Source organism: Cupriavidus pauculus, assembly GCF_008693385.1.
Lineage (GTDB): Bacteria > Pseudomonadota > Gammaproteobacteria > Burkholderiales > Burkholderiaceae > Cupriavidus > Cupriavidus pauculus_D.
Genome location: NZ_CP044067.1, coordinates 879,424 through 897,852, shown reverse-complemented (window position 1 = coordinate 897,852; position 18,429 = coordinate 879,424). Strand labels below are relative to the sequence as shown.

15 protein-coding genes are annotated in these 18,429 nt (G+C 65.3%); 8 read left to right on the top strand and 7 right to left on the bottom strand.

Annotated elements, in window-relative coordinates:
* Positions 1-28: 28 nt before the first annotated feature.
* Both FOB72_RS22350 and FOB72_RS22345 read right to left on the bottom strand, forming a co-directional pair.
* A complete protein-coding gene (locus tag FOB72_RS22350) occupies positions 29-1,084 on the bottom strand; it encodes a PDR/VanB family oxidoreductase (RefSeq protein WP_150374885.1) in 1,056 nt (351 codons plus the stop codon).
* An 80-nt stretch (positions 1,085-1,164) separates the two neighbouring features.
* On the bottom strand, positions 1,165-2,715 hold the full coding sequence (locus FOB72_RS22345) for a Rieske 2Fe-2S domain-containing protein (RefSeq protein WP_150374884.1): 1,551 nt from the start codon (positions 2,713-2,715) through the stop codon (positions 1,165-1,167).
* A gap of 178 nt (positions 2,716-2,893) precedes the next feature.
* On the opposite strand from FOB72_RS22345, the gene FOB72_RS22340 reads away from it, so the two are divergent.
* A complete protein-coding gene (locus FOB72_RS22340) occupies positions 2,894-3,577 on the top strand; it encodes a GntR family transcriptional regulator (protein WP_150374883.1) in 684 nt (227 codons plus the stop codon).
* Between the two features lie 11 nt (positions 3,578-3,588).
* Here FOB72_RS22340 and FOB72_RS22335 read toward each other — a convergent pair whose 3' ends face one another.
* On the bottom strand, positions 3,589-4,908 hold the full coding sequence (locus tag FOB72_RS22335) for an MFS transporter (RefSeq protein ID WP_150374882.1): 1,320 nt from the start codon (positions 4,906-4,908) through the stop codon (positions 3,589-3,591).
* Positions 4,909-4,962: 54 nt separating this feature from the next.
* Positions 4,963-5,805 carry a class II aldolase/adducin family protein gene (locus tag FOB72_RS22330; RefSeq protein ID WP_150374881.1) on the bottom strand — a complete coding sequence of 281 codons (843 nt, stop codon included), beginning with the start codon at positions 5,803-5,805 and terminating at the stop codon, positions 4,963-4,965.
* A gap of 138 nt (positions 5,806-5,943) precedes the next feature.
* On the opposite strand from FOB72_RS22330, the gene FOB72_RS22325 reads away from it, so the two are divergent.
* Together FOB72_RS22325 and FOB72_RS22320 are read left to right on the top strand one after the other, a co-directional pair.
* Entirely contained in the window at positions 5,944-6,834 is an 891-nt protein-coding gene (locus tag FOB72_RS22325) for a LysR substrate-binding domain-containing protein (RefSeq protein WP_150374880.1), read from the top strand.
* A 207-nt stretch (positions 6,835-7,041) separates the two neighbouring features.
* Positions 7,042-7,566, top strand: a complete 525-nt coding sequence (locus FOB72_RS22320) for a metal-dependent hydrolase (protein ID WP_150374879.1) — start codon at positions 7,042-7,044, stop codon at positions 7,564-7,566.
* A 17-nt stretch (positions 7,567-7,583) separates the two neighbouring features.
* On the opposite strand, the gene FOB72_RS22315 is transcribed toward FOB72_RS22320, so the two are convergent.
* Positions 7,584-8,468, bottom strand: a complete 885-nt coding sequence (locus FOB72_RS22315; RefSeq protein ID WP_150374878.1) for a LysR family transcriptional regulator — start codon at positions 8,466-8,468, stop codon at positions 7,584-7,586.
* Positions 8,469-8,590: 122 nt separating this feature from the next.
* On the opposite strand from FOB72_RS22315, the gene argC reads away from it, so the two are divergent.
* Positions 8,591-9,520 (top strand): N-acetyl-gamma-glutamyl-phosphate reductase, encoded by a 930-nt coding sequence (argC, locus tag FOB72_RS22310; RefSeq protein ID WP_150374877.1) that lies wholly within the window; start codon positions 8,591-8,593, stop codon positions 9,518-9,520.
* Positions 9,521-9,540: 20 nt separating this feature from the next.
* Here the strand turns inward: argC and FOB72_RS22305 are convergent, their stop codons facing one another.
* On the bottom strand, positions 9,541-9,870 hold the full coding sequence (locus tag FOB72_RS22305; RefSeq protein ID WP_150374876.1) for a hypothetical protein: 330 nt from the start codon (positions 9,868-9,870) through the stop codon (positions 9,541-9,543).
* Positions 9,871-10,090: 220 nt separating this feature from the next.
* On the opposite strand from FOB72_RS22305, the gene FOB72_RS22300 reads away from it, so the two are divergent.
* The 4 genes from FOB72_RS22300 (at position 10,091) to FOB72_RS32895 (ending at position 17,576) form a co-directional block, all read left to right on the top strand.
* On the top strand, positions 10,091-13,012 hold the full coding sequence (locus FOB72_RS22300) for an autotransporter outer membrane beta-barrel domain-containing protein (RefSeq protein WP_191002381.1): 2,922 nt from the start codon (positions 10,091-10,093) through the stop codon (positions 13,010-13,012).
* A gap of 211 nt (positions 13,013-13,223) precedes the next feature.
* Positions 13,224-14,156, top strand: coding sequence for an alpha/beta fold hydrolase (locus tag FOB72_RS22295; protein WP_150377331.1), 933 nt, complete (start codon positions 13,224-13,226; stop codon positions 14,154-14,156).
* 108 nt (positions 14,157-14,264) lie between these two features.
* Positions 14,265-15,764 carry a lytic transglycosylase F gene (locus FOB72_RS22290; RefSeq protein ID WP_150374874.1) on the top strand — a complete coding sequence of 500 codons (1,500 nt, stop codon included), beginning with the start codon at positions 14,265-14,267 and terminating at the stop codon, positions 15,762-15,764.
* Between the two features lie 159 nt (positions 15,765-15,923).
* Positions 15,924-17,576: a methyl-accepting chemotaxis protein gene (locus FOB72_RS32895; RefSeq protein ID WP_150374873.1), complete on the top strand. Its 1,653-nt coding sequence runs from the start codon at positions 15,924-15,926 to the stop codon at positions 17,574-17,576.
* Here the strand turns inward: FOB72_RS32895 and FOB72_RS22280 are convergent.
* Positions 17,556-18,332, bottom strand: coding sequence for an amidohydrolase family protein (locus FOB72_RS22280; RefSeq protein ID WP_191002380.1), 777 nt, complete (start codon positions 18,330-18,332; stop codon positions 17,556-17,558). The two genes, FOB72_RS32895 and FOB72_RS22280, sit on opposite strands and share 21 nt — an antisense overlap.
* Positions 18,333-18,429 lie beyond the last annotated feature (97 nt).

Genomic DNA, 18,429 nt, shown 5'->3' with positions numbered 1-18,429 from the left:
GCATGGCATTTCCGGTCTCCCGTTCGTCCTACAGGTCCAGCACGAGCGTCCCGCCGCATCCCCTCGACACGCAGGGCGTCATGAAGCTTTCCCGCTCGCCCTCGTCGAGGATGAAGTCCTGATGGTCGATCTCCCCGCCGAGATGCCGGACCTTGCAGGTACCGCACAGTCCCGAACTGCACGACGTCTCGAGCGGCGTGCCCGCTTCCTGTAGCGCCTCGGCGAGGTTCTGGCCGGGCGTGACGGTCAGGGTCCGCCCGGAGCGGACGAGTTCGACGCGGTAACCTTGCGTGGATGCCTCGCCGTCGGGCGAAGGTGCCTTGACCGGTGCCTTGAAGTGTTCGCAATGCACGAGCGCCTGAGGCCAGTGCGCGGTGGCGTCCGCGCAGGCCTGCATGAAGCCGGCCGGGCCGCAGTAGTAGATATGCGTGTCGGGTTCCGAATGCTTGAGCAGCTTCGCGATATTGAGCCCGTTCTTCGGATTGCCGCCGTCGAAGTGGCAATGGATCTGCCCGATGCGCGCGATATGCCGGAGCTCAGCTTCGAAGGCCGCGTATTGCGGTCCCTTGGCGCAGTAGTGCAGTGCATAGGCAATCCACTTTGCCTCGAGGCTGTGCACCATGGCCTTGAGCGGCGTGACGCCGATACCGCCGGCGAGCAGGATGATCTTCTTCGCGTCGTCGGCCAGCGGAAAATGGTTGCGGGGCACGCTGACCCGGACGCGATGGGGCACGCGCAGTGCCTCGTGCATGCCCCGCGATCCGCCGCGCCCGGCTTCGTCGCGCAGCACGGCCACGACATAGCGGTGACGTTCTTCTGGGCTGTTGCATAGCGAATACTGGCGCACGACGCCGGGTGCGATATGCACGTCGATATGCGCGCCCGCGGTAAAAGCCGGCAACTCGTGGCCCTCCGGGTCCACGAACTCGTAGGAGTTGATGCCGGTGGCTTCCATGCGGACCTGCCGCAGGACCAGTTCGAGGTGGGTTGGCGCGCTGTCCGTCGGTGCGCTGTCCTGTGCGCTGTCCGATGCGCTACCTGGTGCAATCCGCGCGGCAATATGCTCGGCAATGGGGGCGTTCATGTTGGGGTCTCCAGGGCGACGGCCGGGCGATACGGTGTCGCCCGGCATTCTCGTTTCGATTTCGTCTCGATCGTCAAGAATCAGGACTTCAGGCTCTGCTCGAGTTCGTCGAACCTCGCCTTGACGAACGCCGCGCGTGCCTCGCCCTTGAGGCCATCGGCCTCGGTGATGATGGCCACCGCCTTGCGCGCGAGCATGCGGCGGTTCGCGACTTCCTGCTCCATCGTCTCCGCCAGCGGCAGTTCGAAGACGTTACCCGCGCAGTAGCTGTTCGGTGATCCCCCAACGTCGCGCAGCCATTGCGCAAAGCCCTGCGCGGCGGCCGCGGCATTGGACCCGCGCACGGCCTCGCGCAGCATCTTGCGGAACGCATAGAGGCCGGCATCGAACTTCGTCGGGTTCTCGAGCGCGTGCACGGCGATCGGCCGCTGGCTGATGATGGCTTCGTAGTCGCCGGGCGCGTACTGGGCGTCCTTGTAGTTGGCGCGTGCGCGGTGATCGGCCGGAATCGGCGGCATATCCCCGAGCTTGTACTGGCCGAACCGTTCGGGGCGGCGCATCGCGACCTGGCCATCGAGGAAGTCGATGGACTCGTAGCCGACCAGCTCCTTGTTGCCCACGCCACGCGTATCGATGCCGGGGCCCATCACACGCCAGCCGATCATCTTGCTGTTCTCGTCATCGACGGGCACGGTCCAGCGAATGATGTGGAAGCGGCTGAACAGCTTCTTCTTCGAACCGTCCTCAGACGTGTACGCGTGCAGGCTCAGGTTCGGCAGGACCTGATGCTGGATGCGCAGGAACATCTTGTCCTTGTCGACGCGCCGCGCACCCGCGCAGGCCAGGCCGCGGCCCTGATGGACGGGAATGAACTGCATGTCGGGCGCTACTTCCATCGACGCCGCGCCGACTTCGTCGAACGTGGTGCTCTGGAAATGACCGCCGACGACATTCTTCGCCGCATGCAACGCCGTGGGGTGGAAGTTGTCGGCCGCGTTGTCCTGCACCTGTAGCCAGTTGCAATGCTGGAAGTTGCTGTACGGTACGAGCTCGTCGCCGGGCAGCACGGTGAAGTCCTGCTCCCACTCGGGGAACGGCGGCTCTTCTTCGGGCGGGCCCATGTACGCAAACACAAGGCCGTTACGCTCGATGGCCTTGTACGCGCCCTGGCGGATCGAGCACGCGTACTTGTCCGCTTCCTTTTCCTCGCCAGCGGGGAAGGGCACGTGCAGGCAGGCGCCATCCACGTCGAACACCATCCCGTGATAGCAGCACTTAATGCCGCGCTCCTGAATGGCCCCGTACTCGAGCGAGGCGCCGCGATGGACGCAGTGCGCGTGCAGCACGCCGACGCGGCCGCTGCCGTCGCGGAAAGCGACCAGTTCCTCGCCGAGGATCTTGAGAAAGCGCGGCGTATCGGTCAGCTCCATCGACATACAGACCGGATGCCAGAAGCGGCGCATGTACTCACCCGTCGGGGTGCCGGGGCCCGTCTCGGTCAGTTCGGGATCGTGGCCGGGCACGCGGCTCGTGTAGTAGCCGCCGTAGGGAACGAGCTTCTTGGCCACCGTGGTGGAGGGGGTGCCGCCGGTGCTGGTCCCGGCGTCATGCTTGTCGAAAGGCGTTGCCATGTTGGTCTCCTGTGGGTTCCTTGCTAATGAATACTGAACTCTGTATCCAAAGTTTAGGGGTGCGGTACGGCGATGTAAGTACGGGTTTACGCGTGAGTTGTCTCCGTCAGGCAGGGCATTGCTTTGACCGGGCCGCTCGCCCACAATGCTTTGAATACAGAGTGCAAAGGCAGTCACCATGGCAACCACCTTCCAGAAAATCCAGTCCCGGCCCGACTACGTGGACGAGGTCTACAAGCGGCTTCTCGACGCGATCAGCGACGGTACGCTTGCCCCCGGCACGCGCCTGACGCAGGAGGAAATTGCCGACCAGATGCAGGTCTCGCGCTCGCCCGTCATCCAGGCACTCCGCATCCTCAAGAAGGACGGTTTCGTGCAGGACGCGCCGGGCCGCGGGGTTCTCGTCACGCCGCTCGACGTCGTGGCCGTGGGGCATCTCTACGAGATTCGCGGCTCCCTCGACGCCCTTGCCGCGCGACTGGCCGCCCAGCGCCATTTCAAGGTCGATCCGAAGATCATCGCGAATGGGCGGCGCGCGGCGCGGGGCAAGGACGTCAAGGCGATGATGGATGCGGACATGGAATTTCATAACGCGATCTATCGTGCGGCGGGCAATCCGTTTCTGGAGCAGAGCGCCCAGAACTACTGGATGCATCTGCGCCGGGTCATGGGGGCCGTCCTGCAATCGTCGGCGCAGCAGCGGCAGACGATCTGGGACGAGCATGAAGCGATTGCGAAGGCCATCGGGGCGGGCGATGCGGTGCGTGCGGTCGAACTCACCGACGTGCATACGACCCAGGCGCGCGAGAATCTGGCACGCCGTCTGGACGAGTACATCGGCGATACCCGCCGGACGGCATGATGTTCGCCCGCCTATGAACGCGTGCGCTTGCCGATGTTCACGAGGCTTGCCGGCACCGCGAACACCAGCGCGCCGCCAATCACGAGGCTGGCCGCGAGCACCAGCACGCCATTGCCCGTGGTACCCGTCGAGGTCTGCACCCAGCCGATGAGGTACGGGCTGATGACGCCCGAGATGCTGCCCACCGAGTTGGCTAGCGCAATGCCGGCCGCCGCGGCGGCGCCCCCGAGGATGGCGGGCGGCAGCGTCCAGAACTGCGAGATCGTCGTCATGATGCCCATCGTGCCGATGGTCAGCGCAAGCATGGCAATCGCCGTGTTGTTCGCATAGGCCACGCTCACGCACAATCCCATCGCACCGACCACGCCGGGTACGGCCAGATGCCAGCGCCGTTCGCCCCGGCTGTCCGAACTCTGGCCCACCAGAATCATGGAGAGCGTGGCGGCCGCGTAGGGAATGGCCGAGAGCAGGCCGATGTCGAGCGTGTTGGAGACGCCGCTGGCCTTGACGATCGTCGGCAGCCAGAAGCTCACGCCATAGAGCCCCATCGTGAAGAAGAAGTAGATGACGCTGAGCAGGAGGATGCGCGGATTGGTCAGGCCGTCGCGCACCGAGTGGAGCGCGTGGCCCTTGTTTTCCACGGCGAGGTTGCTCTCGATCATCGCGCGCTGGTCGGCGCTGAGCCATTTGGCGTCGGCGACCCGGTCGTCGAGATAGAAGTAGGCCACGATGCCGACCAGCACGGTGGGAATGCCTTCAAGCAGGAACAGCCATTGCCATCCCGCCCAGCCGTGCGAACCGTGCATTGAACTCATGATCCAGCCGGATAGCGGGCCGCCCACGACGCCCGACATCGGAATGCCGGTCAGGAACAGCGCGGTGACCTTGCTGCGCCGGCTCGCCGGAAACCAGTAGGTCAGGTACAGCAGGATGGCCGGAATGAAGCCGGCTTCGGCCACGCCGAGCAGAAAGCGCATGACGTAGAAGCTCGTGGGCGTGGTGACGAACATCATGGCCGCGGAGATCAGCCCCCACGTGACCATGATGCGCGCGATCCAGCGGCGGGCGCCGACGCGCAGCAGGATCAGGTTGCTCGGTACCTCGAACAGCAGGTAGCCCACGAAGAAGATGCCTGCCCCCAGGCCGTAGACCGCATCGCTGAGGCCGAGGTCCTGCATCATCTGCAGCTTGGCATACCCGACGTTGATGCGGTCCAGATACGCGCACATGTAGCAGAGAAACAGGAATGGCAACAGCCTCCACATGACCTTCGAATAGGTTTCCGATTCGGTGGCGACGAAGGGCGTCACCACGCTCGCTGGTGTTTGCATGGGGTGTCTCCTAGGGGCTTTATTTATGGGTGTGGGCGATGCAATGCTGGCAGCTCAGTCCAGCATGTCGGGCTGCGTGCGGCGCAGGTGTTCCCAGATCGGCTGGAAGTGCAGCCAGCCGATGTAGTCGCTACCTACGTGCTCGCGGCTGTAGCGCGCGCGTTCGGGCGTGACGAGGTGCGGCTTGATGCCGGTGGCCTCGATCATCAGTTGCTGCTTGCAGCAGCGTTCCAGCGCGATGAACCAGAACGCGGCCGCTTCGATGCTGTGGCGGCTGGCGGTCAGCAGGCCGTGGTTCTGGTGGATGGCGGCTTTCACGTCCTTGAAGGCGTTGGCCACCTTGTGCCCGCCTTTCACCTCGACGGCCACCTTGCCCGCTTCCTCGCCGATGACCACATGGTCCTCGAAGAACGCGCAGGCATCCTGGGTGATCGGTTCGATGGCCTTGCCGAGCGAGGCGAATGCGGTGCCGTACTCCGTATGCGCATGGCACATGGCGACGATGTCCCGATGCATCTCGTGCACCGCGGCATGCAGCACGAACCCCGCGCGATTGATCGCGTAGTCGCCCTCGACGACGCGGCCCTCATGATCGGCGCAGATCAGACTGGAGACGGTCACCTGTGCAAAATGGACGGCCATCGGATTGGTCCAGTAGAGTTCCGGATGCTCGGGGTCGCGCACGGTCAGGTGTCCCGCGAAGCCGTAGTCGAGCCGCTCGATCGCAAAGGCGCGGCATGCGGCGACCAGACGCTCCTTGCGATGCCGCCGTTCCTCGGCGGGCGTGGCGAACTTCGGCACGGACGGGTAGATCAGGCCTTTCTGTTCGGGCTGATAGATGGACGTGCGCTCGTCGCTGTTGAAGACTTGCGGGGCGCGTTCGAGTACTGCTGCCATATCGACTCCTCGGTGGGGAATGTTTTCGAGAACGGTTGGGACGTCCTCATGGTCGGCGGCGGGCAGTGCGTTGACAAACGATGGGTGTTCATGAAAGCATGAACCCCATTCATGCATGAGGGCATAGGTGGCGCCGCGATGAGACGAGTACCGAACTTCGTTCTGCTTCGCGCATTCGAGGCCGCCGCGCGGCTCGAGAGCTTTACGCTCGCCGGCAAGGAGCTGCATCTCACGCAGTCCGCCATCAGTCATCAGGTCCGCGAACTCGAGGAGTATTTCGGGCGGAGGCTGTTCGACCGCCGCACGCGGCGCGTGGAACTGACGCCCGAGGGCAAGCGGCTGCAGGAGAGTCTGTCGCGTGTGTTCGACGTGATCGAAGCCGCCTGCAACGAGGTTGCGCTCGCACCGCAGTCGCAGGTGCTCGCGGTCTATTGCGCGCCCAGTTTCGCGGTCAAATGGCTCGGTCCGCGATTACCGCGCTTTATGCAGACGCACGGCGACATCACCATCCGTCTGTCATCGGGCGCCGAAGCGATCGACCTCACGCAGGCGCGCGAAGTCGATGTGGCCATCACCTATGGCTCGGCGCATACGCGCGCGGGTCTCGTCGTGCGGGCGCTCGGCGAGGAGCGCATCGTCCCGCTGTGCGCGCCCACGCTGCTTGACCCGAAGACGCCGCTGCGTGCGCAGCTGGAGGTGCTGCCGCTGATCGACTCCCAGCTCAGCCGTGTGAGCTGGCCCGACTGGTTCGGCACCAACGGCATGACCTGCCCCACGCGCCCGCGCGCGTCGTTCGACCGGGGCGCGCTGGCCATCTCCGCCGCGGTCGATGGCATGGGCATCGCGCTGGAGAGCACCCGCCTTGCCGAACGCGAACTCGCGCGCGGCGACCTCGTCGCGGTGGGGGAGGATGAATTCACGCATATCGCGCGCGAGACCCATTTCCTGTCCTATCGCCAGAACGAGGCGCATCTGGCGAAGGTGAAGACGTTCATCGAATGGCTGACGGAGAACCTCGGTCTTTTATAAGCGTTTTCCGTTGGTTTGCATCCGCCGGCGATCCTCATCCGTATACCGGTTGCTCCACGTTGCGAAGCGCCACGATTGAGGTCAACCCGCGTAAGCCTGGGTCGCGATTCGCGATTCGCGCTTTCGCGCTTTCGCTATGGCAATTGCAGGCCACATCTGCCACCATGGCGCCCCTTCCACGACGTAGCGGACAAGCGCGGTTCCATCATGGCCTCGAGCAAAGCACACCATGCCACCGGTTGGGCGGCGGCCGTCATCTATGCGGCGGTCGTCGCGAAGCATGGCGGGGCCGGCTGGCACTGGGCGAATATGGCCGGGTTCGTGGCGGCGTTGTTCGGCAGTACCGCGCCTGACTGGATGGAGGTCGCCTGGTGGTCGCGGTCGCGGCGGCTGTGGATCACGCATCGGACGCTCACGCACTGGGGCGTGGGATGGATCGCGCTGCTGGTCGGCGCCTATCACGCGCTGGGCACGCATGCGCTGGCCGCGCCGTTGTTCGGGTTTGCCTGCGGCGGCCTCATGCATCTGCTCGCCGACTGGCCGAACCCGCTCGGGGTGCCGTGGATTGCCGGGCGGCATTCGCTGAACTGGTGGAACAGCGGGCGCTGCGATCTGTTTATCGTGGCGGCGTCATGGCTCGTCGCGGCGGCGGTGTCGGCCGATCTGTGGATGAACGGCAGGCTCAGCGTCGAGCTTCTGCATCATCTGCGCATGCTCTCCTTGTTCCGATAAACGCTGTTCCGCTACCGCTAGGCCAGACGCAGATCCCATAACACATCGAGCACATGCTGCGTCGCGCGTTCCACGTATCCCGCGCGATGGGCGACGCCGAGTCGCCGCCACAATGCCGGCCGCAGCGGCCGCATGACCACGCGCTTGTCGGGCAACGGCGTCGTGGCCTCGTGCGGCAATAGCGCGGCGCCATAGCCCGCCGCCACCAGGCTCTTGATCGCATCGTTGTAGTTGAGCTGGATGCGCGGCGAAGGATGATGACCGGCCGCCGCGAACCATTCCGCCGTCAGCCGCGAGAGACGCGTCGTCGCATCGTTGAGGATCAGCGGCTGGCCGGCAAGCCATGCGGGCGTGACGCGGGCTGGCGACGACCAGTGCGCGGGCACGAAGGCCATGACGGGGTCGCGTCGCCATGGCTTGATCACGAGCCCGGCCACGGGCGGCTGGGGCAGGGCGATCAGCCCGACATCCAGCGTGCCATCGGCCAGTCGGGACAGCGCCTCCTGCGACGTCAGGATCGCGATCTGGATATCGATGGCGGGATGGTGCTTGCGCAGGACTTCCAGCGCCTGCGGCAGCAGATGCGCGATCACGCCTGTGGAGGCCCCGAGCCGGACGCGCCCCTCCAGCCCCTGCACTTGCCGCTGGATATCGTCGAGCGTCTGCTCGGCATCGGCCAGCAGCCGGCGCGCGCGCTCCACGAGCACCTCGCCGATGGCCGACGGCCTGACCTGTCCGCGCTTGCGCGACAGCAGTGGCGCGCCGATGCGGGCCTCCAGTTCGGTGATGTGGAGGCTGACCGTCGGCGGCGCCAGATGCAATGCGCGCGCCGCCTCGGCGAACGAGCCGCGATCGGCAATGGCCACCAGTGTGCGCAGGCGGTCCAGACTGATCTCCCGCATGTCGTGTCTCCAGATTCAGGAAAGCTGAACGATAGGATCATGAAATTCAACTTTTCCTATTGTAGCGACAGGCGGAACATAGGGGCTCGTTTTCTCCCCCACTTTCACCGGAGCTTTCACGCATGCGCTCTCCCATTGTCTTTATCGACGGCGACCAGGGCACCACCGGGTTGCAGATCCACGAACGGCTGCGCGACCGCACCGACCTGACGCTATCCACGCTGCCGGCGGAGGCGCGCAAGGACCCGTATCGTCGCGCGGAGGCCATCAACGCCTGCGACATCGCCATCCTGTGCCTGCCCGATGCGGCCGCGCGAGAGTCCGTTGCCATGATCGAGAATCCCGCGGTGCGGGTCATCGATGCGAGCTCGGCCCATCGGACGCATCCGGAATGGACATACGGCTTTCCCGAGATGACGCGCGGTCAGGCCGAGCGCATCGCCACCGCGAAGCGCGTGACGAATCCCGGCTGTTACCCGACCGGGGCGATCGCGCTGTTGCGTCCGCTGATGGAAGCGGGGCTGATCCCCGACCATCATCCGATCAGCATCCACGCGGTGTCGGGCTACTCGGGGAGCGGCCGCGCGGGCGTGGAGCAGTACGAGGGGCCCGATGCCGGCAACGCGCCGGCCTATCACGTGTATGGGCTTGGGCTTGCCCACAAGCACACGCCGGAGATCCAGCAACTGGCTGGCCTGTCGCATCGGCCGATCTTCCTGCCGTCGATTGGCGCATATCGCCAGGGCATCGTGCTGACCGTGCCGCTCGACCTGCGCCTGCTGGCGCCGGGCACGGATGGCGCCACGCTGCGCGCCTGCCTGGCGCGGCATTACGAAGGCGCGGCGCACGTCAGCGTGGCGCCGCTGCAGGAGGCGGGCGCGGCGACGCTCGATCCGCAGGTGCTGAACGGGACGAACGATCTGCGGCTCAGCGTGTTTGCCAACGACAAGCACGGCCAGGCGGTACTGGCCGCGGTGTTCGACAACCTTGGCAAGGGCGCCTCAGGCGCGGCGGTGCAGAACCTCGACCTGATGCTCGCGCGGCAGGCTTGAGGCGCGGGGGCGGAAGGCGGTCAGTCCGCCTTCCCGTGAAGGCGCGTCTTCAGCGTCTGCTCGATAAACGCGTGCTTCTCGGCTGGCGCCGGACAGGCCTGCGGCAGCTGGCGCTCCTTCGCGTCCGCCCTTGTCGACAGATACAGATGCTCGCAATCGCACCGCAGCGTTGCGAGTACGGTTTTCGTTCTGACGTTGCGCACCCGCGCAACCCAGCATCGGTCCGCGCACCCGCATGAGCGGTACTCGAGCGCTTCGCCCTGCCTGTCCCACGGCAGCGCGTAGGGGGCGGTACCGCCCGCCGCAAAGGCAGGGGTAGCCATGCCGGTGAGCGCGACAAGCGCGGCCATGCGGAGTCTGGAAGCGGTCATCAATGAGAGGTAACCACGCTGACAACACCGTTATCGTTTTTGTAGCGTAAGCCACACATTTCCGGTTTTGAAGCACTTACATAAGATCACATTGTGATCTAACATCACCCCGCTTTACCGTTGTTTTAAAAAAAATACATTCAAATTTGCGGGGTAGTCAATGAAGTCCAATTTTTGTCGTGGAATGCGGCGTGCCAGCGTGCGCGCGCCGAAAGCGTCCTCCATTACGGTGGCGGTGGCGCTGTGGTTTCCGCTCGGTGCGTCGGCGGCCGAGTACCTTGTCAGCAGCGATGCCGAGCTGCGCGCGGCACTCGCGAGTGCCAATATCGACGGCGATGCAACGGCTACCATTCGGCTAGCCGCAAGCTTCACCATTACCAGTGCCGCGTCATCGACGTTTCCGTCGCCAACCAAGCCGATCATCTTCGATACGCAAGGCTTTGTGCTGACCCGAAATGGCTCGACCGCCGGGTTCACGGGGGCCGGCGGGCCCAGGACGTTCTATGGGACATACGTGGGAGTGACAGGCGCCGCCCCAGGCGTCGGCCTCACGCTGGCGAACGGCACGATCGTCAGTAACGGCTCGGTAACGGGCGGTACCCAGACCACCAGCGGCGGCGCTGCCGGTGCCGGCATTACCATGGCCGGTTCCATCACGCTCACCAACAACGGCGCCGTCAAAGGCGGAGGCGCCACTGCCGGTACCGCGGGCACGGGTATCACCGTCGCCAGCGGTGGGAGCGTCGTCAATGCCGCATCGGGCACGATCGTCGGCGGCGATGGCAATGGCGGCACCGCGGGCAACGGCGTCGCGTTCTCCAACGCGCTGGTCGCGGGCTCGCTCGCGAACGCGGGCACGATTCGTGGCGGCGACGACACGAGCGGCGGTTCGGGCGGCGGGAATGGTGTGCGTTTCGCGAATAGCGGCACCTTTACCGTCGGGAACACAGGACTCGTGGAGGGCGGCCGAGGCGCGGCGGCGATATTCGTGCCGTCCGCCTCGAACGTCGCGCTTGGCATCGTGAATGCCGGGACGATCCGCGCCGGCGAGGGTGCGGTCAATGCGATCCAGTTCAGTGGCACGGCCAGCGGCCGCGCCACGCTCGAACTGCAAGCCGGCTCCCACATCGTCGGCAACGTCGTGGCCAGCCAGATCGGCGTGAACGATGCGTTCCGCCTGGGCGGCGCGGCCAATGGCGTGTTCGACGTCTCGGCCATCGGCGATACCGCGCAGTACCGCTACTTCGACACGTTCGTGAAAACCGGCGCGAGCACATGGGCGCTGACCGGCACGGGCACCGTGACCGCGCCGTGGACCGTGGAGCAGGGCACGCTGCAGATCGGCAACGGCGGCACGAGCGGCAGCCTGGCCGGCAACGTTGCCGTGAACGCGGACGCCACGCTCGCGTTCAATCGCTCGGACCGCTACACCTACGCCGGCATCGTGTCGGGCGCGGGCGGCCTTGCGCAGAACGGCACGGGCACGACCGTGCTGACCGGCGCCAGCACGTACACGGGCCCGACTGCGGTCAACCTCGGCACGCTGGCCATCGACGGTTCGATCGCCAGCGCGGTGACGGTCGCCGCCGCCGGCACGCTGGCCGGCGCCGGCACGATCACCGGCAATGTCGCCAACGCGGGCATGGTGTCCGGCACGGGCACGATCGCGGGTACGCTCACGAACGCCGGCACCGTCGCGCCGGGCAACGGCTCGGGTGTCCTGACCGTTGCCGGCAACTATGTCGGCAACGGCGGGACGGTGCGCGTCAACACGGTGCTCGGCAACGACAGCTCGGCGACGGGCCGGCTGGTCGTGAAGGGCGATACGTCGGGCAGCAGCACCGTGCGCGTGACCAATGTCGGCGGGGCGGGCGCGCCGACCGTCGAAGGCATCAAGATCATCGACGTGCAGGGCGCGTCGAACGGCACGTTCGCGCTGGCGGGCGACTACACGTTCCAGGGCCAGCAGGCCGTGGTCGCGGGTCCGTATGCCTATCGGCTCGTGAAGCATGGCGTGTCCACCTCGACCGATGGCGGCTGGTACCTGCGCTCGTCGATCGTCGATACGCCCGCGGCCAGCTCGGAGATGGCGGCCGCCGCGGCCGCAGCCGCGCCGCTGCTCGCGCCGACCGTCCCCGTGTACGAGGCCTATGCAAGCGTCCTGCAACGCTTTAACGAACCCGGCACGCTGCAGCAGCGCGTGGGCAACCGCTCGTGGTCGCCGAATGCCGCGGTGCCCGCGGAGCAGGAGGCCGGCAAGCCGCTGATCGGCCGTGGCGTCTGGGCGCGCGCGGAAGGTTCGAACGTGCACGTCGATCCGTCCACGAGCACCACGAGCGCGAGCTACAACACGCGTATGTGGAAGTTCGAGGCCGGCGTCGATGCGCCGGTGTATTTGGGGGATGCCGCCGGGGCCGCCGGCACGCTGGTGGTGGGGCCGACGTTCCACTATGGCGTAGCCAACGCCAACGTGTCGTCGATGTTCGGGCAGGGCGCGATCGATGCCACCGGCTATGGCTTCGGCGCCAATGCCACGTGGTATGGCACCAATGGTTCGTATATGGATGCCCGCGCGACGGTGAGCTGGTACGACACCGACCTGCGGTCGTCGACGCTTGGCACCAGGCTGGCCAACAACAATCGTGGCAACGGCGTGGCCGCCAGCCTCGAGGCCGGCCATCGGCTGCCGCTCGGCGGCAGCTGGTCCGTCACGCCGCAGGCGCAGCTGGCCTGGTCGCAGGTACGCTTCGACGCGTTCACGGATCAGTACGGCGCCACGGTGTCGCGCGACAACGGCAACAGCCTCGTGTCGCGCCTCGGCGTGTCGCTCGACCACGAGACCACATGGACGGGCGGCAATGGCAAGACCCGGCGTTCGCATGTGTACGGCATCACGAACCTGTACTACGACTTCCTGAACGGCACGTCCGCGCATGTCGCGAACCTGAGCGTGGTCAGCAAGGAGCAGGCATTGTGGGCGGGCCTGGGCATCGGCGCATCGATGAACTGGGACGACGACCGCTACACGGTCTACGGCGAACTCGTCGCGCGCACGAGCCTGCAGGACTTCGGCGACAGCAATGCGGTGAGCGCCAGGCTCGGGGTTCGCTACAGGTGGTAAGGCGGGGTTGACAGGGGATTGGTGCGCTTCTGGCAACGGTTTGTCGATCCGCGCGGCGCTACCGACAGGAGCCACCTCCCTTTTACGATTCGTTCAGCGCCGTTCAACCTTGGTGCCATCCTCACCCGGAGCATGCAAATTGAAGCCTGAACTCATCACCCCGTCGCACGATGCGAACCGTCGGAATCTGATCAAGGGCAGCGCCGCCGCGATGATCGCGGCGGTCGTGCCTGCCGCCTCGATGGCAGCCGAACGCGGCAGCTTTGCGCCGCCCGCGGGCGTGGCCTTCGTCGGGGCTGGCGCCAAGCGCACCGCGAGCACCATCACGACCGCCGATGGCGTCGATCTCTACTACAAGGACTGGGGCCCGAAGAACGGTCCCGTCGTCACGCTGAGCCATGGCTGGCCGCTGTGTTCGGACAGCTGGGAAAGCCAGGCGTACTTCCTCGCCGCGAACGGCTTCCGCGTCATCGCGCATGACCGGCGCGGCCACGGCCGCTCCAGCCAGCCGTGGGACGGCAACGACATGGACCACTACGCCGACGATCTGGCGACGGTCATCAACACGCTCGACCTGAAGCACGTCACCGCGGTCGGCTTCTCGACCGGCGGCGGCGAAGTGGCGCGCTATATCGGCCGCCACGGCACCTCGCGCGTGGCGCGCATCGGCCTGATCTCCGCGGTGCCCCCGCTGATGGTCAAGACGCCCGCCAACCCCGGCGGCGTGCCGATCGAAGTCTTCGACAAGATCCGCGCGGGCATGATCGCCGATCGCTCCCAGCTGTTCCGCGACATTGCCAGCGGCCCGTTCTACGGGTTCAACCGCCCGGGTGCGAAGGTGTCGCAGGGCCTGATCGAATCGTGGTGGATGCAGGGCATGATGGGTGGATTGCAGAACACCTACGAATCGGTCCGTGCCTTCTCGGAAACCGACTTCACCGCGGACCTGAAGAAGTTCGACAGGCCGACGCTGATTGTCCACGGCGACGACGACCAGATGGTCCCGCTGGACGTCGGCGGCCGCGCCTCGAAGAAACTGGTGCCGAACGCGACCCTGAAGATCTACAAAGGCGCTCCGCACGGTTTGGCGGAAACGCACAAGGACCAGCTGAATCAGGATCTGCTGGCATTCCTGCGGAGTTGAGGGCTGCGGGGGATGCCCGCCGGGCCCGCGTGCAAAATGTACAAACGGGCCCCGGGAAATCAACTACAACACAGTCAGGCTAGCCAGTCTTGAAAGCAGGGGGGCGACATGCACGCCATTCGTTGCGCTTCATTGGTCACGAGCTTGATTGTGGCAGTGGCTGGCCTTTGCGGCGAGCTCACCGTGGCGCGCGCCGCAGCGCAGCAAGACAAGCCCCCGGCCGCGCAGCGGCCGCAATCGCCCGCACGCCAGCTCAGCCTGACCAACAAGCCATGGCAGGGCGATTTCGACGCGATGATGGAACGTCGCGTCATTCGCGTGCTGGTCCCCTATAGCCGAACCCTGTACTTCAATGACAAGGGCCGGGAGCGCGGTGTCACGGCGGACAATGTCCGCGACTTCGAGCGCTATATCAACAAGGCTTATGCCAGCCGGCTCGACAAGCGGCCGATCACCGTCTTCATCATTCCCGTCACGCGTGAGCGTCTGCTGCCGGACCTGAGCGCGGGGCTGGGCGACATTGCGGCAGGCAATCTGACCGTGACCGACGCACGCGCGAAGCAGGCCGACTTCGTCGTCGCGAAAGATAGCAAACCGGTTCAGGAACTCGTGATCACGGGGCCGAAATCGCCGGTGCTCAACGCACTCGACGACCTCGCGGGCAAGACCGTGCACGTGCGCCCGAGCAGCAGTTACCATGAAAGCCTGACGGCGTTGAACGATCGGTTCCGGCAGGCCGGCAAACCGCCGATTCGGCTGGTGGCGCTGCCGGAGGCGCTGGAAGACGAAGACGCCCTGGAAATGCTGAACGCGGGCACGTTGCAGATACTGGTCGTCGATGACTGGAAGGCACGCACGTGGGCGCAGATTCTGCCAAACATCAAGGTGCACGAGAATCTGGCGGTCAGGGAGTCGGGCTATATCGGCTGGGCATTCCGCAAGAACAGCCCGCAGCTCAATGCCGTGCTCACGGACTTCTACGTCAACTACATCAAGAAACAGGGGATTGCCGCGTACAGGCTCAAGCAGTACATGAAGGTCATCAAGCAGATCTCCAACAACACGAACGCAGCGGAGATCAAGCGCTTCGGAGATACCGTCGCGCTCTTCGAGAAGTACGGCAAGCAGTATGACTTCGATCCTCTGATGCTGGCGGCACAGGGCTTCCAGGAATCGCAGCTGAATCAGAACGCGCGCAGTCACGTCGGCGCCATCGGCATCATGCAGATCATGCCCGCCACCGGCAAAGAGCTGAACGTGGGCAGTATCACGATCACCGAGTCGAATATCCACGCCGGCGCCAAGTATCTCGATCGGCTCATGACGCGTTACTTCCCGGACGCCCACTTCTCGGGGACCAACCGGTCGCTCTTTGCTTTCGCCAGCTACAACGCGGGACCCGCGAAGATCTCGAAGATGCGCGCCGAAGCGAAGGAGCGCGGGCTGGACCCGGACCGGTGGTTCAACAACGTGGAGATCGTCGTTGCCGAGAACATCGGTATCGAAACGACGACGTATGTGCGAAACATCTTCAAATACTATGCGGCCTACCGCCTCATAGCGGACGCCCAGGCCGCCCGGGCGGGCGCGATGGAAAGCGTCAAGTGAGGGGGCACGAGGAGAGGGACGCCACAACCCGGCAGCGTACGGCATGTGCACTGCGTCAATTGATCGGTGCAAACAACTATTGACCCGCCTATATCCGAGAAGGTCTAGTCTCAGAAACTCCCTGTCCATTCCGAGCGGAGACTCTCTGAGGAGTATTTGATGAAATTGGCGGACACACGGGTCGGTACGCGGTTGGTGGCAGGGTTCTTCTTTGTACTCGTACTGCTGGCGATCATCGTCGGCATTGCGTGGTGGCGCCTGCATGCAAGCTCCGGGGACATCTCCACGATGATGAACGACGTGCTCGTGAAGGAGCGCCTGGCATCCGAATGGGCCGCCAGCACCAATGTGAATGGCGCTCGAACCATGATTCTCGTGGAGACTACGGATTCGGAGCGGCAGAAACAGATTCAGGCGCAGATCAAGGAAACCAGCAGCAGGATCAGCGAGATCCAGAAGCGGCTCGAGTCCCTCGCGCAAGAGACCGAGGAGCACGACTTCTTCGCCATGATCGCGGAGAAGCGTAGTGCGTATATCGCCGCGCGGGACCGCGTATTCAAGGAAAAGGCCGTCAACGAAGCGAGTGCCCGCAATCTGATGCGCACGAGCCTGGAACCGGCATTGAGCGCATACGTGGCCGCCATCGGGAAAATGACCGCCCATCACTCCGCGCGTAGTGCAAGCATGAGTGAAGACATCCTTCGCCTGTCGCGCGCATCGCAGCAGCAAGTGCTGATCCTCGGCGGCCTGGCGGTGCTCCTGGGGCTGGGCATGGCGTTTGTTATCTCGCGCAGCATCAGGAAGCAGTTGGGCGGCGAGCCGGCCTATGCGGTCGAGGTTGCGCACCGCATCGCGGCCGGCGACCTGACCAGCACCATCCGCGCTGCAGGCGGGTCGGCGGAAGACAGCCTGCTGAATGCGATGGAAATCATGCAGGGGAGCCTGGCGCGGATCGTGAGCGATGTGCGTAACGGCACCGACACCATTGCCACGGCATCGAGTCAGATCGCCGCGGGCAATCTCGAGCTTTCGTCGCGTACCGAGGAGCAGGCTGCTTCGCTGGAAGAGACGACGGCGTCGATCGAGGAGCTGACCAGCACGATTCGCCAGAACGCCGAGAACGCCAGGCAGGCTAACGCGTTGGCGGTAACGGTCTCCGACGTCGCGATGAAGGGCGGGGCCGTAGTGTCGCAGGTCGTGGAAACGATGGGATCGATCAATGCGTCCTCCAGGAAAATCGTGGACATCATCGGCGTCATCGAGGGTATCGCGTTCCAGACCAACATCCTGGCCCTGAACGCGGCGGTGGAAGCCGCGCGGGCCGGCGAGCAAGGGCGGGGATTTGCCGTCGTGGCGGGCGAGGTGCGAGGGCTTGCCCAGCGATCGGCAGCCGCGGCGAAGGAGATCAAGACCTTGATCGACGACTCCGTGGCGGAGGTCGATCACGGCAATCGGTTGGTCGGGGAGGCGGGGGTCACGATGGACGAGATTGTCTCGGGCGTCAGGCGCGTAACGGACCTCATGGGCGAGATCACGACAGCCACGCGTGAGCAGTTCGCGGGGATCGAGCAGGTGAACCACGCGATCGTGCAGATCGACGAGGTCACCCAGCAGAACGCCGCACTGGTGGAGCAGGCATCCGCGGCGACGCAGTCGATGCAGGAGCAGGCGCGCACGCTGGCCGAAGCGGTCAGGGTATTCAAGCTCGAAGCGGGCGCGACGCAGGGTGCCGATGCGGATGCCAATACAGGTCCCGATACTCGCGGCCGGGCGTCTTCTCCGGGATGGGCGCTACGTGTCGAAGCGGTATAGCAGGGCAGGGTTCGTCGCGAGGATGCTGTCCCGCACCGGCTGCGGGAACCAGCGCGAGAGCAGGTTCACGAGTGCGGCATCGTCGGGCTTGGCCGACTCCGTGGCATGCGGCCAGTCGGTACCCCATACGAGCCGCGACGAGAAGCGGTCGGCGAGGCTCGCGACGAAATCGTCGAGCCGATGCAGGTCGGGGCTGCCGTGGGGCACCGCCATGTAGGCACCGGATAGCTTGAGCCACCCGTGGCCGCTGGCGAGCAGCTTGTTGACGGCCCGGGCCATCAGTGGCGCTAGCGACGGTTCGGTGCAGGCGCGGGCGAAATGATCGACGACGATGTCGACACCAAGCCCCAGCAGGGGATCGACTTCCTGCAGGAAGTCATCCGGCAGCATGTGGACCTGCAGATGCCAGCCAAGACGGCGAAGCCGTGCGGCCAGGGGCTTCGCCATCGTGATGTCGGTCGCGCCCTTCTGAACGAGATTGAGGCGTGCGCCGACCACGCCGGCGGCGGCGAGCTGTTCCAGTTCGCGGTCGGAAGTGTCCGGCGTGACCACCGCCACGCCGCGCGCCGACGGACCGAAATACTGCAATGCCGCGAGCGTGGCCCGGTGGTCGGTACCATACGACGACGGCTGGACGATCACATTGCGGCGCGTGCCAAGACGCGTGCGAAGTCGTTCGTATTGCGCTGGCGTCGCGCCACCATGCGTCAGCACCGCGTTCCGCGCAAAGGGGAGCGCTGGGTCGAAGATATGCATGTGGCAGTCACAGGCGTTGTCGGGCATGACGAACGCCGGTGCGTCAGTACCTGCCGAGTGAGGAACGCTGTCCGTCATTGCGTGACGCCTCCTGGTT

Bases quoted from the DNA above. Each gene is read 5' to 3' on its own strand.
- FOB72_RS22350 (WP_150374885.1), bottom strand. From the start codon at position 1,084: ATGAACGCCCCCATTGCCGAGCATATTGCCGCGCGGATTGCACCAGGT.
- FOB72_RS22345 (WP_150374884.1), bottom strand. From the start codon at position 2,715: ATGGCAACGCCTTTCGACAAGCATGACGCCGGGACCAGCACCGGCGGC.
- FOB72_RS22340 (WP_150374883.1), top strand. From the start codon at position 2,894: ATGGCAACCACCTTCCAGAAAATCCAGTCCCGGCCCGACTACGTGGAC.
- FOB72_RS22335 (WP_150374882.1), bottom strand. From the start codon at position 4,908: ATGCAAACACCAGCGAGCGTGGTGACGCCCTTCGTCGCCACCGAATCG.
- FOB72_RS22330 (WP_150374881.1), bottom strand. From the start codon at position 5,805: ATGGCAGCAGTACTCGAACGCGCCCCGCAAGTCTTCAACAGCGACGAG.
- FOB72_RS22325 (WP_150374880.1), top strand. From the start codon at position 5,944: ATGAGACGAGTACCGAACTTCGTTCTGCTTCGCGCATTCGAGGCCGCC.
- FOB72_RS22320 (WP_150374879.1), top strand. From the start codon at position 7,042: ATGGCCTCGAGCAAAGCACACCATGCCACCGGTTGGGCGGCGGCCGTC.
- FOB72_RS22315 (WP_150374878.1), bottom strand. From the start codon at position 8,468: ATGCGGGAGATCAGTCTGGACCGCCTGCGCACACTGGTGGCCATTGCC.
- argC (WP_150374877.1), top strand. From the start codon at position 8,591: ATGCGCTCTCCCATTGTCTTTATCGACGGCGACCAGGGCACCACCGGG.
- FOB72_RS22305 (WP_150374876.1), bottom strand. From the start codon at position 9,870: ATGGCCGCGCTTGTCGCGCTCACCGGCATGGCTACCCCTGCCTTTGCG.
- FOB72_RS22295 (WP_150377331.1), top strand. From the start codon at position 13,224: ATGATCGCGGCGGTCGTGCCTGCCGCCTCGATGGCAGCCGAACGCGGC.
- FOB72_RS22290 (WP_150374874.1), top strand. From the start codon at position 14,265: ATGCACGCCATTCGTTGCGCTTCATTGGTCACGAGCTTGATTGTGGCA.
- FOB72_RS32895 (WP_150374873.1), top strand. From the start codon at position 15,924: ATGAAATTGGCGGACACACGGGTCGGTACGCGGTTGGTGGCAGGGTTC.
- FOB72_RS22280 (WP_191002380.1), bottom strand. From the start codon at position 18,332: ATGCATATCTTCGACCCAGCGCTCCCCTTTGCGCGGAACGCGGTGCTG.